The 15,876-nt window shown below is 66.7% G+C and carries 11 protein-coding genes; 6 read left to right on the top strand and 5 right to left on the bottom strand.

What is annotated here, in order from left to right; translation table 11 throughout:
* Positions 1-68: 68 nt before the first annotated feature.
* The gene (locus EAH76_RS19215; protein WP_140851886.1) at positions 69-2,177 is read right to left on the bottom strand and encodes a M3 family metallopeptidase; all 2,109 of its coding nucleotides are present in this window, start codon (positions 2,175-2,177) and stop codon (positions 69-71) included.
* Positions 2,178-2,402: 225 nt separating this feature from the next.
* Between EAH76_RS19215 and EAH76_RS19210 the strand changes: the two genes are divergently transcribed.
* Genes EAH76_RS19210 through EAH76_RS19200 form a run of 3 tightly spaced genes read left to right on the top strand, consistent with a single transcriptional unit; the run spans position 2,403 to position 4,343 of the window.
* Complete coding sequence (locus EAH76_RS19210) at positions 2,403-3,590, top strand: DUF2252 family protein (RefSeq protein ID WP_140851885.1); 1,188 nt, start codon at positions 2,403-2,405, stop codon at positions 3,588-3,590.
* A 49-nt stretch (positions 3,591-3,639) separates the two neighbouring features.
* The gene (locus tag EAH76_RS19205) at positions 3,640-4,134 is read left to right on the top strand and encodes a nucleoside deaminase (RefSeq protein WP_140851884.1); all 495 of its coding nucleotides are present in this window, start codon (positions 3,640-3,642) and stop codon (positions 4,132-4,134) included.
* The gene (locus EAH76_RS19200) at positions 4,131-4,343 is read left to right on the top strand and encodes a helix-hairpin-helix domain-containing protein (protein WP_140851883.1); all 213 of its coding nucleotides are present in this window, start codon (positions 4,131-4,133) and stop codon (positions 4,341-4,343) included. Before EAH76_RS19205 ends, EAH76_RS19200 begins: the two co-directional genes overlap by 4 nt.
* A gap of 20 nt (positions 4,344-4,363) precedes the next feature.
* Here the strand turns inward: EAH76_RS19200 and EAH76_RS19195 are convergent, their stop codons facing one another.
* A complete protein-coding gene (locus EAH76_RS19195; RefSeq protein ID WP_140851882.1) occupies positions 4,364-5,311 on the bottom strand; it encodes an NAD-dependent epimerase/dehydratase family protein in 948 nt (315 codons plus the stop codon).
* A 91-nt stretch (positions 5,312-5,402) separates the two neighbouring features.
* Between EAH76_RS19195 and EAH76_RS19190 the strand changes: the two genes are divergently transcribed.
* Complete coding sequence (locus EAH76_RS19190) at positions 5,403-6,281, top strand: LysR family transcriptional regulator (protein ID WP_140851881.1); 879 nt, start codon at positions 5,403-5,405, stop codon at positions 6,279-6,281.
* A gap of 86 nt (positions 6,282-6,367) precedes the next feature.
* On the top strand, positions 6,368-7,939 hold the full coding sequence (locus EAH76_RS19185; RefSeq protein WP_140851880.1) for an oleate hydratase: 1,572 nt from the start codon (positions 6,368-6,370) through the stop codon (positions 7,937-7,939).
* Between the two features lie 40 nt (positions 7,940-7,979).
* Here EAH76_RS19185 and EAH76_RS19180 read toward each other — a convergent pair whose 3' ends face one another.
* Positions 7,980-9,494, bottom strand: coding sequence for an acetyl-CoA hydrolase/transferase family protein (locus EAH76_RS19180; protein ID WP_140851879.1), 1,515 nt, complete (start codon positions 9,492-9,494; stop codon positions 7,980-7,982).
* Positions 9,495-9,905: 411 nt separating this feature from the next.
* Between EAH76_RS19180 and EAH76_RS19175 the strand changes: the two genes are divergently transcribed.
* On the top strand, positions 9,906-12,161 hold the full coding sequence (locus EAH76_RS19175; RefSeq protein WP_140851878.1) for a beta-glucosidase: 2,256 nt from the start codon (positions 9,906-9,908) through the stop codon (positions 12,159-12,161).
* Between the two features lie 7 nt (positions 12,162-12,168).
* Here EAH76_RS19175 and EAH76_RS19170 read toward each other — a convergent pair whose 3' ends face one another.
* Positions 12,169-13,074: an alpha/beta hydrolase family protein gene (locus EAH76_RS19170; RefSeq protein WP_140851877.1), complete on the bottom strand. Its 906-nt coding sequence runs from the start codon at positions 13,072-13,074 to the stop codon at positions 12,169-12,171.
* Positions 13,075-13,233: 159 nt separating this feature from the next.
* Positions 13,234-15,738 carry a TonB-dependent receptor gene (locus EAH76_RS19165; protein ID WP_161989098.1) on the bottom strand — a complete coding sequence of 835 codons (2,505 nt, stop codon included), beginning with the start codon at positions 15,736-15,738 and terminating at the stop codon, positions 13,234-13,236.
* Between the last annotated feature and the right edge of the window lie 138 nt (positions 15,739-15,876).

Genomic DNA, 15,876 nt, shown 5'->3' with positions numbered 1-15,876 from the left:
CACCGACCGGTGCTGAGCCCCCGCCCTCCCGGCGGTCGGCGCTTGCGGGAGGTTGCCGCGATGCCCCGTTACGGTTTCGCCAAGTCCAAGCCGTGCTTGCGCAGAAGCGGCGCGACCTGCGGCTCGTGCCCGGTCATCGCGCGGAACATGACATTGTAATCCTCGGTATGCCCACGCGAAAGGACAAGGTCGCGCAGCCGCTGGCCGTTCGCCCGCGTCATCCCGCCATGCTGTTCGAACCAGTCATAGACGTTCTGCTGGATCATGTCGGTCCAGAGATAGGCGTAATAGCCCGCCGCATAGCCCGAGCCCCAGATGTGCGCGAAATAGCTGCTGCGATAGCGCGGCGGCACGTGCGCCACGTCGAGCCCGGTCGCGCCAAGCGCCTTGGCCTCGAACGCATCGACGTCGGTCGGAACCGCGGTCGCCGGGACCGAATGCCACGCCATGTCGAGCTGTGCCGCGGCCAGGGTCTCGCCGAAACTGTATCCCTGGTTGAACGTCTCGGCGCGCTTGATCTTGTCGACCAGCGGCTGCGGCATCGCCGCGCCAGTCTGGTAATGGTGCGCGTAATGCGCGAGCACGCGCGGCTCGAGTGCCCAATGCTCGTTGAACTGCGACGGGAATTCGACGAAGTCGCGCGCCACCGCGGTGCCCGACAGCGTCGGATAGGTCTGGTTCGCGAAAAAGCCGTGCAGGCCATGGCCGAACTCGTGGAACATCGTCCGCACGTCCGAGAACGTCACGAGCCCCGGCTGGCCGGCGGCGGGCTTGGTGAAGTTCGCGGTGTTCGCGATGACCGGCTTGGTCCCGAAGATCTTCGCCTGCCGCACGAAGCTGTTCATCCACGCGCCGCCCGACTTGTTGTCGCGCTTCCAATAATCGAAATAGGCGAGCCCGAGCGGCTTCCCGCCCTCTTCGAACACCTCATAGACGCGAATGTCGGGATGATAGGTCGGGATGTCGGTGCGCCGCTTGAACGTCACCCCATAGAGTTGGTTGGCGGCGTAGAAGACCCCGTTCTCGAGCACGTTCCAGATCTCGAGATACGGCTTGGTCTCGTTGAGATCGAGGTCGAACTTCGCCTTGCGGACCTTCTCGGCGTACAATTCCCAATCCCACGGCTCGAGCTTGAAGCCGCCCTTCTCCGCGTCGATCGCCTGCTGGAGCTCACCGACCTGCGCTGCCTGCGCCGCCGCGGTCGGGGCGTCGAGCGCGTCGAGGAAGCCGCGCGCGGTATCCGCGGTCTTGGCCATCTGCTCCGCCAGCGAATAATCCGCCCAGGTCTTGTAGCCGAGCAGATTGGCCTTGCGCGCGCGCAGCGCGATCAGCTGCAGGATCGCGGCGCGGGTATCGTTGGCGTCGCCCTTTTCGGTGCGCGTCCAGCTCTGGTCGAACAGCGCCTTGCGCGTCGCGCGGTCGCTCAGCGCCTCGAGCGCGGGCTGGCCGGTCGTGTTCTGGAGCGGCAACAGATACTTGCCCGGCAGCTTGCGATCGGCGGCGTCGCGCGCTGCCGACTGGACCTCGCCCGGCGTCATCCCGGCGAGCTTGGCGGGATCGTCGAGCACCAGCGCGCCCGCCTTGGTGGCGGCGAGCAACCGCTGGCGGAAGGCGATCCCGGCCGTCGAAATCTGCCTGTTGAGGTCGCGCAGCGTCGTCTGATCGGCGGCCGACAGTTGCGCGCCGGCACGAACGAAGGACGTGTAATATTCCCCGACCAGCATCGCCTGCTCGGCATCGAGCTTCAACGACGCCTTGTTGGCGTGCAACGTCTTGACGCGCGCGAACAGCTTGGGGTCGAGGTAGATCGTGTCGCCGTACGCGGCGAGCTTCGGCGCCAGGGCGGCTTGCGCGGCCTGCAGCGTGGGATTGGTATTCGCCTGCGCCACCTGCCCGAACGCGGCTTGCGCGCGTGCGAGCATCTGCCCCTGGCGTTCCATCGCGACGATCGTGTTGTCGAAGGTCGGCGCGGCCGGATTGTCGGCGATCGCGCGGACCTCGGCGAGGCTCTCGACGATCCCCTGCTCGATCGCCGGCTGATAATCGCCATCTTGGATCTTGTCGAACGGCGGCGCCTGATACGGCAGCGTGCTGCGCTGCGCGAACGGATTGGCGGCCTCGGCCGGAGCAATGCCGATCGCGGCGGCAACAGTGGCAAGCAGGAGCGTATGGCGCATCTTCAGTCCTTTCGGGAACCGGGAGACGCTAGCGAAGGCAGCTGCCGCTTGTCGACCCTGTGCGAGCACTGCCGCCCCCCCGCCGGTGCGTGGCGACTGGCGGCGACGGCAGGATCGCGCAGCGATCGCGGGCGGGTGCTCGACGTCCATCGCGCCAGCAACGTTGCGTTACAAATCCGACCGACGCGCGTTGATGCGCTCGCCACAGATCGAGGTTGCCCGCCAATGCCCCTGCCCACCGACCGTCCCGCTATCCTGGAAGCGACCCGCACCCTGAAGATGGCGCGCTCGGCCCATGCCTATGTTCGCGGAAACACGGCCAAGTTCTACGAGTGGCTGGCGGTCTCGCCGGCCGCGCGCCGCGTGCCCGAGGGGCCTGCGATCTGGATCTGCGGCGATTGCCACCTCGGCAACCTCGGCCCGCTCGCCAATGGCGAGGGACGGGTCGAGATCCAGATCCGCGACCTCGATCAGGCCGTCATCGGCAATCCCGCGCACGACCTCATCCGGCTCGGCCTGTCGCTCGCGACCGCGGCGCGCGGATCGGACCTGCCCGGCGTCACGACCGCGCGCATGATGGAGGAGATGGTCGACGGCTATGCCGCCGCGATCCACGATCCGACCAGCGGCGACCCGGGCGTCGAGCCCGAGGTGGTGCGGAGCATCAAGCGCGCCGCGCTCGGCCGTCGCTGGCGCCATCTCGCCAAGGAGCGGCTCGACGCGGTCGAGCCCCGCATCCCGCTCGGCAAGAAATTCTGGGCGCTGGCGGCGGAAGAACGTGCCGCGCTCGAGCATCTCTTCGCCGATCCCGAGGTCGCGCAGCTCATCCTGTCGATGAAGGGCAAGCCCGCCAATCGCGAAGTTCATCTAGTCGATGCCGCCTATTGGATGAAGGGGTGCAGCTCGCTCGGGCTGCTCCGCTATGCCGCGATCGTCGGGATGAAGACGAGCAAGGGGCGTCGGTCCTATGCATTGGTCGATCTGAAGGAGGCGACCGCGCCGATCGCGCCCGCCGCCGCCACCGCGGAGATGCCGGCCGATAACGGCGACCGCGTCGTCGCCGCGGCGCGCGCGCTCTCGCCGCATCTGGGAACGCGGATGAAGGCGGTCCGCCTGCTTGAACGGTCGCTGTTTATCCGCGAGCTGGCACCCCAGGACCTCAAGCTCGAGGTCGATCAGTTCAACCATGCCGAAGCGGTCCGCTCGGCGCGCTACCTCGCCTTCGTCGTCGGCAAGGCGCATGCCCGGCAGATGGACAGCGCGACACGCGCCGCGTGGATCACCGTGCTCGAGGCCGACCGTCGCAGCGCGATCGATACGCCATCGTGGCTGTGGGAGAGCGTGGTCTCGCTCGCCGGCAGCCACGAGGCCGGCTATCTCGACCATTGCCGCCGCTATGCGCTCGCCGCCTGACGCGTCGATTTCGCGCGATGTGCGTTGCGCCCTCGACAAGGAGATCCCGATGCGCGCCGACGATGATGAAACCTACATGCGAATGGCGATCGAGGTCGCACGGTCGAAAGGCTCCAACCCGTCGACATCGCCGCTCGGCTGCGTGATCGTGCTCGATGGCAAGGTCATCGCCGCCGAGCGTAACCAGACGCATGAATTGCCCGATGCCACCGCGCACGCCGAAATGATGGCGATCCGCCGCGCCTGCGAAGACACGGGCGAACTCGAACTGCGCGGCGCGACGCTTTATTCGACGTTGCAGCCGTGCGGCATGTGCACGATGGCCTCGATCTGGTCCAAGGTCGGGCGCGTCGTCTACGGGGCGGGCAAGGACGACGTCCACCCGATGTATTTCGAGGCGCGTCACGTCGATACGCTGGGCTTCATCGGCGATGCCTATCGCGACGACATCGTGATCGAGGGCGGCTGCCTCGCCGACGAGTGCGCCACCCTGTATTATGGCCCCGACGCGGACCTCCCCAAGGAAGAGCAGGCAAATCTATGAGCGACGCCCCCCTCACCGACGTCAACACCGCCAGCGCCGAGGAACTCGATCAGGTCCCCGGGCTGCACGGACACGGATTCGAGATCGTCCGCTATCGTGGCGAGCGCGGTCGTTTTACCGATCTGCGCCAGCTCGACGAGGTGCCGGGCCTTACCGGGAAAGCAGACGCGAGCAAGGCGGCGCTGACGGTCGGGCGCGACGGGCTTTAGGACCGCGCGCCCGTCCCGCACTACACGCATCCCATGCGCTTGAGCGTCGTGCGCACGGCATCATCCAACGGGGTGCGCGGTTCGTGTCCGAGCATTGCGACAAGTCCGGCATTCGTCATCCGGACCGGTTGGTCCCACAGATATTTCATTTCCATCACCTCGCGGATCGTCGGGACGAACGGCGCCATCAGCCGCATGATCCACCACGGTGTCTTGCGAACCGGCACCGCGGGATCGCCGAGCGCGCGGCAGATCGCGTCGGTCATCTGCGTACCATCGGCATCCCACAGCCCTTCCATGTGGAAGCTGGCGAAGGCGTCGAGACCGTCGGTCTCAAGCAGCCGCACCATCGTCTCCGCCACGTCGGGCAGATAGGCCCATTGATGCCCGACGCCGCGCCGACCGGGATAGGTGACGGCAGCGGGGCGCTTGCCCGCCGGCGCCAGCTGCGCGAACCAAGTGTTCAGCGCACCCGGCCCAAAGAAATCGCCCGCGCGCACGATCAGCACGCTCCCCGCCTTGCTGTCGGCGAACGCACGGAGCCGGCGCTCCATCTCGACGCGGATGGCGCCCTTGCGGGTATCGGGATGCTGCGGCGCGTCCTCCGCAATCGCGGGGAAGGCGTCGGGGCCGTAATTGTAGACGGTGCCTGGAAAGAGGATCCGGGCACGATTGGCGCGCGCCGCGGCGATGGTATTGTCGAGCATCGGCAGCACGAGCCTATCCCAGTCGCGATATCCGGGCGGGTTCACCGCATGGACGATGAGCGCCACACCCTCGGCCGCGGCGGCAACGTCGCGGGCGACCATCGCGTCGCCGGCGTGCCACTCGAAGCCATGCTGGTCAGCCACGCGCTCGGGCGCGCGGTGCAGCGCCCGCACGTGCCAGCCGCCCGCCTTCAGCCGTCGCGCGACGGCGCCACCGATCCCGCCCGTTGCGCCCAGTACCAATGCGATCTTGCGTTCCATGTTCCGTCCTCCGCTGCGTATGACGGAGCAATGCGCGGGATCCGGACTCAACGAAATTGCGGAAAACTGGCGATCGGGTATACGCAAACAGATGAACATGCCGAGCTGGGATCTGTACCGCACGTTCGACGCGGTGTTGCGTACGGGCTCCTTGTCGGGCGCTGCGCGCAGCCTCGGGCTGACGCAGCCCAGCGTTGCGCGCCATATCGATGCGCTGGAGCAGGCGATCGGCCGCGATCTGTTCGTCCGAACGCAACGCGGGCTGACGCCGACCGCGGCCGCGATCGAGCTCAGGCCGTATGCCGAGTTGCTCGCGTCGACCGCGGCGGCGTTGCTGCGCACCGCCGATGGTGGCGCCGGCACGGTCGCCGGGACGGTCCGGATCAGCGCGAGCGAGGTGGTGAGCGCCGAGCACCTCCCGGCAATGCTGGCGCGGCTGCGGCTGCGCCACCCCGCCCTCACGTTCGAGCTGTCGGCGTCGAACACCGTCGACGACCTGCTGCAGCGCCAGGCCGATATCGCCGTCCGGATGGTGCAGCCCACGCAACAGTCGCTGATCGCGCGCAAGGTCTCGCCGATCCCGCTCGGTCTGCATGCGCATGCGGACTATCTGGCGCGGCGCGGCATCCCATCGACCTTGGCAGCGCTTGCGGAGCATGATCTGATCGGTTTCGATACGGAGACCCCGGCGATCCGCGCCATTGTCGAGCGTTTCCCCGAACTGAACCGCGCGGCCTTTGCGCTGCGGGTCGATAGCGACCTCACGCACCTTGCCGCCATTCGGGCGGGCTTCGGGATCGGCATCTGCCAGCTTCCGGTCGCGGCCCGTGACCCGCAGCTCGTCCGGGTGCTGCCCGACGGCTTCGCGATGGATCTGAGCGTATGGATCGTGATGCACGAAGATCTGGGCAACAGCCCGCGGTGCCGTGCCGTGTTCGACGCGCTCGTGGCCGAGTTCAGTTTGCTGTAGCGATGCCCGTCTGGGTAGTTTCCGGGGCTTAGCGACACGCCGTCAACACGCGCAAAGCACGATCTTCGGACAGAGGATCGCAGGCCATGAGCAATTATACATTCGTCGGCAGCGGCATCGCCTCGCTCGCGGGGGCGGCCATCCTGCTGCGCGACGCCGACGTTGCCGGCAAGGACATCACGATCCTCGAGGAAAGTCGCCAGAGCGGCGGCGCGTTCGATGCGCACGGCACCGCGCAGGACGGCTATTTCATGAGCGGCAGCCGCATGTTCGAGGCGATGTACCAATGCACCTTTGCGCTGTTCGCCGGCATCCCCTCGGCAACCGACCCGGCGATTTCGGTGACCGAGGAAACCAACCGTGCCGCCAAGAGCTGGCCGTGGGACAATAAGGTCCGGCTGGTCAATCTCGACGGCAGCGTGCGCGACGCGCATGCGATGGGCTTCAGCGAGCATGACCGGATCAACCTGGTCACGCTGATCGGCGAACCCGAAAGCCTGCTCGGCGACAAGCGCATAACCGATTGCTTCACGCCGCATTTCTTCGAGACCAATTTCTGGATGGAATGGTGCACGCTGTTCGCGTTCGAGCCGTGGCACAGCGCGATCGAGTTCCGCCGCTACCTGCGCCGCTTCGTCCACCATTTCTCGACGATCGACGTCCAGCACGACATCTACCGCACCGTCTACAATCAGTATGACAGCATGATCGTGCCGCTGATGACCTGGCTGAAGGATCGTGGCGTCCAGTTCCGCCACGGCGTCCGCGTCGAGGATCTGGGCTTCGCGGCGGGCAGCGACGCGGTCACGGTGACGAGTATTTCGACGATGACCGCCGACGGGCCGGTGGCGATTCCCGTTGCGCCGGGCGACCTGGTGTTCGTCACCAACGGTTCGATGACCGCCGACAAGGCGTTCGGATCGATGACCAAGGCTCCCGGCCTCGATGCGACCAACCATTCGGGCGCGTGGAACCTGTGGGAAAAGCTCGCGCAAGGGCGCCCCGCCTTCGGCAACCCCGCCGCGTTCAACGGTAATGTCGAGCAGAGTTCGTGGATCTCCTTCACCGTCACGGTCAAGGACCCGCTGTTCCTCGAACTGATGGAGCGTTTCAGCGGAAGTGCTGCGGGCACGGGCGGGCTGATCACCTTCAAGCAATCGGCGTGGCTGCTGACGCTGTCGATCTATCATCAGCCCTTCTTCCCCGATCAGCCCGAGGGTGTCGCGGTGTGGTGGGGCTATGGCCTGTTCCACGATCGGCCCGGCGACCACGTCAAGAAGCCGCTGGTCGAATGCACCGGCGCCGAGATCCTGGAGGAAGTGCTCGGCCATCTGCGCTTCAGCGCACCCGACACCGCCGCGGTGCTCGCGGCCTCCAACTGCATCCCGTGCGCGATGCCGTACATCACCAGCCAGTTCATGCCGCGCAAGGCGGGCGACCGGCCGCTGGTGATGCCGACCGGATCGACCAACCTCGCCTTTCTCGGCCAGTTCGCCGAGCAGCCCGAGGACGTGGTGTTCACCGTCGAATATTCGATCCGCAGCGCGATGACCGCGGTCTACACGCTACTCAAGCTCGATATGGCCCCGCCGCCGATCTATAAGGGGCTGCACAGCCCCCAGGTGATCATCGACGCGATCCGGACGCTGCACCGCTAGCGCCCCGAGCACCGACCCGGGACGCGGCACGCGTCCCGGATCAGAAGCGCATCGACCCCGTTTCCATGAAGCGCTGATGCCACGACAACGCCTCGCCCGGCAGCGACGGCGACTGCTGACCGTAGGACCCGACGCGCGCCCGCGCATAATAATCGGCGAGCGCGGGGCGGTAATCGGGATGCGCGCAGCGCTCGATGATCAGCGTCGCACGTTGCTTCGGGCTGAGTCCGCGCAGATCGGCGAGACCCTGCTCTGTCACCAGCACCTGTACGTCCTGGCTGATATGATCGACATGGCTCGCCTGCGGCACGATCGCCGAGATCTTGCCGCCCTTGGCGGTCGATGGCGTCATGAAGATTGAGACATAGGCGTTGCGCGCGAAATCGCCCGATCCGCCGATGCCGTTCTGGATGCGCGAGCCCATGACGTGCGTCGAATTGACGTTGCCGTAAATGTCGGCCTCGATCAGCCCGTTCATCGCCAGGCAGCCCAGCCGGCGGATCAGCTCGGGATGGTTGCTGATCTCCTGCGGGCGCAGGATCATCGCGTTGCGGTAGCGCCCGAGATCGGCGTTGAGCCGCGCCGCCGCCTCCGGGCTGAGCGAGAAGGCGGTTGCCGACGCCATCCGCAATTTGCCCGAATCGAGCAAGTCGAGCATCCCGTCCTGGATGACTTCGGTGAACGACGTCATGTCGCTGAACGGGCCATCGACGAGACCGGTCAGCACCGCATTGGCGATATTGCCGACGCCCGATTGCAGCGGCAGCAGCGATGCCGGCAAGCGCCCGCGCGCGACTTCGTGGGTGAAGAACTCGATCAGATGCCCGGCGATCGCATGCGCCGCGGCATCGGGCGCGGCGAACGGCAGGTTGCGGTCGGGTGCTTCCGTCTCGACGATCGCGACGATCTTGTCGGGATCGACGCGAAAATACGGCTCGCCGATCCGGTCGTCGGCCCGGACGAGCGGGATCGGCACGCGGTGCGGCGGCAGCGCGGTACCGTAATAGATGTCGTGCATCCCCTCCAGCGCCGGGTTCTGCCAGCGATTGACCTCGAGGATCACCTTCTCGGCACGGTCGAGCCAGGTCTTGTTGTTGCCCACCGACGAGGAGGGAATGAGCGCCCCGTCGGCGCGGATGCCCGAGACTTCGATCACAGCAGTGTCGAGCGGCCCGAGAAAGCCCTGCCACGCCATCGGCGCGACCTGGCTGAGGTGCATGTCGAAATATTCCATTTCGCCGCGATTGATCTTTTCGCGCGCGATCGGGTCCGAATTGTAGGGCAGCCGGAATTCGATGCCGTCGGCCTTCGCCAGCGCGCCGTCGAGCTCGGGCCCGGTCGAGGCACCCGTCCAGATCCGCACGCGGAACGGGTTTCCGGCGGCATGCTCGGCCTCGATCCGCGCGGCCAGCGCCAGCGGGACCGCCTTGGGATAGCCCGAGCCGGTGAAGCCGCTCATCCCGATCGTGCTGCCCGAATCGATGAGCGTCGCCGCTTGTTCCGCGCTCATCACGCGCTCGCGCAGGGTCGGGTTGTCGATACGACTTTTGCTCATCCTGGACCTCGTTTCACCGGGCCGCAGCCCATGCCATAAGACTGCGCGTTCGAAGGTCGCTGTCGCTCGGCCCGGGGGAACGCTCGTCCGCGCGGGGCCTAGGCCGATTGCGACCGAAACACCACTACCGAGACGTATTTTCCGCCCGTCCAGCATCACGTCGCGCTGGCCCTATGCCGCCGGGGTATCTCGCTTTTTCGGCCCGCCCCTGCCCTCGCTAGAGTTGGCTGGCAGCCCGGTGCCACTCCAATGGATTATCCGCCCAGTGACCGAAGGAAAGTCTCGTGCACTGGCGTCGGCGAGAGCGATTAGGCAGAGGCGTAGGGACGTAGCTTGCAAAGCCCGTGGCACATTCGACCACCGCATCCCGCGCCATCCCGCGTCGCCGAACACCCAACCGGAGCCTGTCCGATGATCCGCCATAGCCGCGTTCTCCTTGCCCTTGGCGCCGTCGCGACGCTCGCGGTGCCGACGCTCGCCCCCGCGCAGACGCAGCAGGATCCCGGCCCCGCCTCCGGTCCCGATGCCCGCGCCGAGCGCACGCTCGCGCAGATGACGCTCGACGAGAAGATCGCGATGCTGAGCGGCACGTTCGGCTCGAAGCTGCGCAAGACCAACCCCGCAGAGCGCCGGATCGGCGCCGGGCATGTCCCGGGCGTGCCGCGGCTCGGCATTCCCGACCTGTACGAGAGCGATGCCAGCCTCGGCGTCGCCAATGGCGGATCGATGCGCCCGGGCGACGTCGCCACCGCGCTGCCGTCGAGCCTCGCCACCGCCGCCGGCTTCGATCCGCAGATCGCCTATGCCGGCGGCGCGATGATCGGCGCCGAGGCGCGCGCCAAGGGCTTCAACGTGCTGCTCGCCGGCGGTGCCAACCTCATCCGCGATCCGTGGAACGGGCGCAATTTCGAGTATTTCAGCGAAGACGTGCTGCTCACCGCGGCGATGGCGGGGGAGAGCATCCGTGGGGTGCAGTCGAACCACATCGTCTCGACGATCAAGCATTTCGCGCTCAATGCGCAGGAAAGCGGGCGCTATGTGCTCGACGCGCGGCTGTCCGATGCGGCGTTGCGGATGAGCGACCTGCTCGCGTTCCAGATGGCGATCGAGCGCGGCCAGCCGGGATCGGTGATGTGCGGCTACAACAAGGTCAATGGCGACTGGGCGTGCGAGAACCGTGCGCTGCTGACCGACGTGCTCAAGCGCGACTGGGGCTTCAAGGGCTGGGTGATGTCCGACTGGGGCGCGGTACATTCGACCGCCAAGGCGGCGAATGCGGGGCTCGACCAGCAATCGGGCCAGGAGCTCGACAAGCAGCCCTATTTCGCCGCGCCGCTGAAAGCCGCGGTGCTCGGCGGGACGGTGCCGCAGGCGCGGATCGACGACATGGTCCGCCGCATCCTGCGCACGATGTTCGCGCACGGGCTGGTCGATACGCCCCCGCCCACGACGCCGCAGCCGATCGATTACGCCGCGCACGCGCTGGTCGCACAGCATGCCGCCGAGGCCGGGATCGTGCTGCTCAAGAACCAGGGCGACCTGCTCCCGCTCGCCAAGACCGCGCAGCGCATCCTGGTGATCGGCGCGCATGCCGATATCGGCGTGCTCTCGGGCGGCGGATCGTCGCAGGTGCAGGCGGTGGCGGGTTCGCCGATCCGTCTGCCGATGCCCGCCGGGTCGCCGGGGCTTAGCTTCATCAAGGTGACCTATCAGGGATCGTCGCCGCTCGCCGCGATCCGCGCGAACGCGCCCGCTGCCACCGTCAGCTATATCGACACCAAGGATCCCGCGACCGCTGCCGCGGCGGCGAAGAACGCCGATGTCGTGCTGTTCTTCGCCGAGCAATGGCGCACCGAGGCGGTCGATCTGACCAGCCTCGCCTTGCCCGACGGGCAGGACGCGCTGATCGCAGCGGTCGCCGCCGCCAACCCCAGGACCGTCGTGGTGGTGCAATCGGGCGGCGCGGTGCTGATGCCGTGGCTCGCCCAGGTCGGCGCGGTGGTCGAGGCGTGGTATCCCGGCGAGCGTGGCGGCGAGGCGATCGCACGCGTGCTGTTCGGCGCGGTCGACGCGACCGGACGCCTGCCGATCACCTTCCCGCAAGCGATGACCCAGGCGCCGCGTCCCGAGGTGCCGGGCCTCGCGCAGGTGCGCGCCGCCGCCGCGCGCCAGGCCGCGACCCCGCCGGTCGCCGGGCTGACCACGGTCGATATCAGCGGCGGGGTCGAGGGCTTTCCGGTCGATTATCCCGAGGGCGCCGATGTAGGCTATCGCTGGTATCAGCGGCGCGGCGCCAAGCCGCTATTCCCGTTCGGCTATGGCCTGTCCTACACCCGCTTCGCCTATCGCCAATTGGCGGTGACGCGCGGCGATGCGCTGCGCGTACGCTTCATCGTGACCAATGTCGGTGCGCGCGCCGGGAGCGACGTCCCGCAGGTTTATGCCAGCGTGAAAGACGCGTCGGGCGTGCCGGTTCGTCGGCTGGTCGGCTTCGAGCGCGTGACGCTGGCGCCGGGCGAGAGCAAGACGGTCGAGCTGACCGTCGAGCCGCGGCTGCTCGCGCACTACGATACACCGCGGCAGCGCTGGCAGGCACCGCGCGGCGAGATCGCGATCACCGTCGGCCCGGACGCCGCGCGCAGCGAGCTGTCCGCGCTCACCCGATAGGCGGCGGCTATTTCCGGCGCAGGATCACCGGCCCCGCATCGCGCAGCCGAGCGTCGAGCGCGCGCCGCGCGGACGCCGACTTCGTGCCATAAGCCTCGATGAACAGCCCCGCGAGCGTCGCCGCGGTTTCGAGCTGCGCGGTCTGCGGCGGACCGGGCTGGTCGAGCCAGCAGATCAACCCGCCAAAGAAATGGTTCACCCCGGCGAGCACCAGCGCATAGCGGTCGCCGCCCGGCGCGGCGGCGTCATAGGCGGTGAGATGCCCTTTCCAACTCTGCGGATCCGCGCTCGCCTTGCCCGCCAGCAGGTCCTTGTCGCCGGTCTCGATCAGCGCGGGCACCGCAAGCGTGGCATAGCCCTCCGCGGTGATCAGTCCGGCCATCGGCGCAGGCGGCGAGAAAGCGACGACCGCGCTGACCCGCGGATCGTTCATCGGTCCGCTCAGCCCTTCGGGAACGATCGCTGCCGCGCCGCCGAGCGTGAGGGCCGTCAGCGCGCCATAGCTATGCCCGGCGGCGATGCGCGGGCCGGTGCCGACATGCGCCGACAGCGCGCGCATATCCTCGATTCGCGCGCGCCAGCTCGCCAGCCCGACGAACTTCTTGGTGTCGGGATGCTCCTTGGAATCGACGTGGAGCGGCGCCCAGACATCGTAGCCGGCGGCGACCCAGGGCAGGATGAGCGGATCGTATTTCGACGGCGCCGAGGCCGCCCCATGCGAGAACAGGATCGTCCCGCGCGTGCGCCGCGCCTTCCAGTGCGTGACCATGCTGATCCGCCCGGTCGCTGTCGTCAGCGCGACCACGACAGGCGCCGACGACGGCGCCTTCGCCGACAGCCGCATCGCGGGGAAAGTCGCGAGCCCTGATCCGAGCAGGCCGAGCATCGCACGTCGTGTGGTCGGTTCTATCATCGCCCGACACTAGAAGCCGAGTTCGCGCGATCGGCAAGACCCGGCGAGAGTGTCCGCGTGTCGGCCAGCGAGGGCTGATCGAGCCGAGATCACGCTCGGCCGGCACGGACTTGCCGGCAGCGAGGAAGCGCCCGCCTGCAAGGCGGGCGCCCCCCGATTTTAGAACTTGTAGCGGAGCGTCAACGTGAAGGTCCGCAGGTCGGGCAGGCCGACCACCAGCCCCGAATTATAGGTGCTGTAGCGGAAGTTGCTGGTCAGCACCGAATTGTCCGCAATCGTCGTATAGGCGCGGTTGTTGAACAGATTGCTGACCGCGCCGTCGATCGAGACCGGCCCGTGCGTGATCCCGACGCGCGCATTGACCTTGTGCATATCCGGCGTGCGGACGAGGTTGGCGGCATCCGAGAAGACCCCCGACTTGAACACATAGTCCCCGCGCACGAACCAGCCGATCGGATCGGGGCCGCCGAAATGCCCGTTATATTGCGCGCCCGCGGTCGCCGAATATTTCGAAGTGTTGGGGTTTTCCTTGCCCTTGTAGTTGGTGAGCCCGCTCAACTGCGTGATGATCGCATTCTGGAAGGCCTGGATCGTACTGTCGTTGATAGCCGCGGCGAAGTTCAGGTCGAGCTGGCGCACGGGGTTGAACGTCCCGTCGATCTCGATCCCCTTCATGTTGACGCTGCCGGTATTGGCCGAACCGCGGATCGGCTGGGTCACGCCATTGGCGTCGGTCGCGTTGAACAGGATCGCGTTGATCTGGTTGCGCCACGGCGCGTAATAGGCCGCGAGCGAGAAGCGCAGCTTATTGTCGAAGAACCGGCCCTTGAAGCCCAATTCGTAATTGGTGACGCGTTCGGGCGCGACCTCGATCTTGATCCCATTCTGCGCGGCGAGCGCCTGGATGGCGGGGCTGAACGACAGGAAGGCCGTGTTGAACAGACCGGGGTTCACGCCCTTCGAGAAGGAGGCGTAGAACATCGCCTCGGGCGTGACCTGCGCCTGTGCGATCACGCGCGGCATGAAGTTCTTATAGTCCTTCTGCAGGATCTGCGACCCGCCGGCATAGGTACCCGCCGGAATGAAAGCACTGCTCGTCAGCGTCAGGCCGAGCGGCGGGGCATAGGCATAGAGCTTGTCGATCTGGTAGCGGCCTTCCGCGCTGAGCGAGAAGACATCGTTGAACTTGTAGGTGCCGCCGAAGAACGCACCGAGCGTGTCGTTCTTGGTCGCGCCGCTCGCCACCGAGACCGTGGTCGTGCCGAGCCCGCCATTGCCGCCGCCCAGGCTGCCCTGGACCCAGCTGTCGAGATAGCTGACGCCGATGCTGCCCTTGAACGGCCCATTCTGGTCGTATGATGCCCGGAATTCCTGCGAGAAGTCGCGGGTCACGCGCTCGACCAGGAACGGATAGTCGAAATAGGAGCGCCCGCCGGCCGCGATCGAGGCCGCCGAATTGGGGATGCCGGTCGTGCCGAAATTGTCGAGATCGGCGAGCTGGCTGTAGCGCTCGTTATTATACCCCGTAAGCGACGACAGGCTGAAACCGGTGTCCCCGATATCATAATCGACATTGAGGTGGAGATGGTAATAGCGCCGGAGCAGGCCATAGCCCTTGACGCCGTCCTTGGGCGATACGACGCGGCCGGTCGGGTTCGCCAGGAAGCTCTTGATGAAGGCATCGTTGGTCGTGTTGGCAGACGGCGAGATCGCCGAATTGTAGCGCGGCGCCACGCCGCAGAAGAACGGATTCGACACTGCCGCGCCGGCGGTCGAGCGGCCGGTCAGCGTGCAGTTCGATTGGTTCTGCGCGACGAGATTGCCAGCGGCATCGCGGATCTCATAGGCCGAGAGCTGCGCCTGGGCCGAGGGGCCGTCCTCGTCCTGCGAGAGCAGGCCGAAGGCCTTGATTGTCAGCCCGTCGACGGGCTTGGCGATGAGCATCGCCGAGCCACTCGTCGACTTCTGGTCGCCGAGCGTCTGGTTGCGGTCGAAGGCGTTGCGATACGAGCCGCTCTTGGAGAATTGGTCCAGGCTGACGCGGAACAGCAATTTGTCCTCGATCAGCGCGCCGCCGATATCGCCGTGCAGCTTGTAATTCTCGCGCGTGCCGACCATCCCGCTGACCGATCCCGCGAGCCGGTTGCCCGGCTCCTTGTTCACGACGTTGATCGCGCCGGCAAAGGTGTTGCGCCCGAAATAGGCGCTTTGCGGGCCTTTCAGGATCTCGACGCGCTCGGGATCGCTGACCGCGAGGAAGGCGGTCGGCGAAGAAACGGCGACGCCGTCGATGAACAGCGCGACGGTCGGGTTAGTCGCGGCCGAAGGCGTGAAACCGCGAATGATGATCTGCTGGAACGAGCGATCGTTGCGACCGGCAGCGTTATTGTTGATCGTCACGCCAGGGGTGAAGTTGGCGACGTCGTTGAGCGAAGTGGCACCGCGGATGGCAAGCTGGTCGCCGCTCAGCGCGGTTACCGCGATCGGCGTGCGCAGGATGTTCTCCGAGCGTTTGCGCGCCGTGACGACGATCTCGCCGGTCTCGGGCGCGGCTTCGGGCTGGGCGACCGGCGCTGGCTCAGCCTGCGCGGCGACTGTGGTGTCCTGTGCCGCGGCGGGCGTAATCGCTGTCGCGACCGATGCAGCAGCAACCAAAGCGAACATCGATGCGGAACAGAGCCTTAGGTTCTTTGAAGTTTCCATTGAAAACCCCCCTTCACTATTTAGAGTAAAAAATATCGTCCCCCGAACGCGTTCGAGGCTCCATTGCTTCTGCTCTAAATAATCTGTCGCACTTTCTTA

This window comes from Sphingomonas glacialis (assembly GCF_006439055.1).
GTDB lineage: Bacteria > Pseudomonadota > Alphaproteobacteria > Sphingomonadales > Sphingomonadaceae > Sphingomonas > Sphingomonas glacialis_A.
The sequence above is the reverse complement of the archived record's forward strand: the minus strand, read 5'-3'. Positions and strand labels throughout refer to the sequence as shown.

Coding starts and splice junctions, on each gene's coding strand:
- EAH76_RS19215 (WP_140851886.1), bottom strand. CDS start 2,177: ATGCGCCATACGCTCCTGCTTGCCACTGTTGCCGCCGCGATCGGCATT.
- EAH76_RS19210 (WP_140851885.1), top strand. CDS start 2,403: ATGCCCCTGCCCACCGACCGTCCCGCTATCCTGGAAGCGACCCGCACC.
- EAH76_RS19205 (WP_140851884.1), top strand. CDS start 3,640: ATGCGCGCCGACGATGATGAAACCTACATGCGAATGGCGATCGAGGTC.
- EAH76_RS19200 (WP_140851883.1), top strand. CDS start 4,131: ATGAGCGACGCCCCCCTCACCGACGTCAACACCGCCAGCGCCGAGGAA.
- EAH76_RS19195 (WP_140851882.1), bottom strand. CDS start 5,311: ATGGAACGCAAGATCGCATTGGTACTGGGCGCAACGGGCGGGATCGGT.
- EAH76_RS19190 (WP_140851881.1), top strand. CDS start 5,403: ATGAACATGCCGAGCTGGGATCTGTACCGCACGTTCGACGCGGTGTTG.
- EAH76_RS19185 (WP_140851880.1), top strand. CDS start 6,368: ATGAGCAATTATACATTCGTCGGCAGCGGCATCGCCTCGCTCGCGGGG.
- EAH76_RS19180 (WP_140851879.1), bottom strand. CDS start 9,494: ATGAGCAAAAGTCGTATCGACAACCCGACCCTGCGCGAGCGCGTGATG.
- EAH76_RS19175 (WP_140851878.1), top strand. CDS start 9,906: ATGATCCGCCATAGCCGCGTTCTCCTTGCCCTTGGCGCCGTCGCGACG.
- EAH76_RS19170 (WP_140851877.1), bottom strand. CDS start 13,074: ATGATAGAACCGACCACACGACGTGCGATGCTCGGCCTGCTCGGATCA.
- EAH76_RS19165 (WP_161989098.1), bottom strand. CDS start 15,738: ATGTTCGCTTTGGTTGCTGCTGCATCGGTCGCGACAGCGATTACGCCC.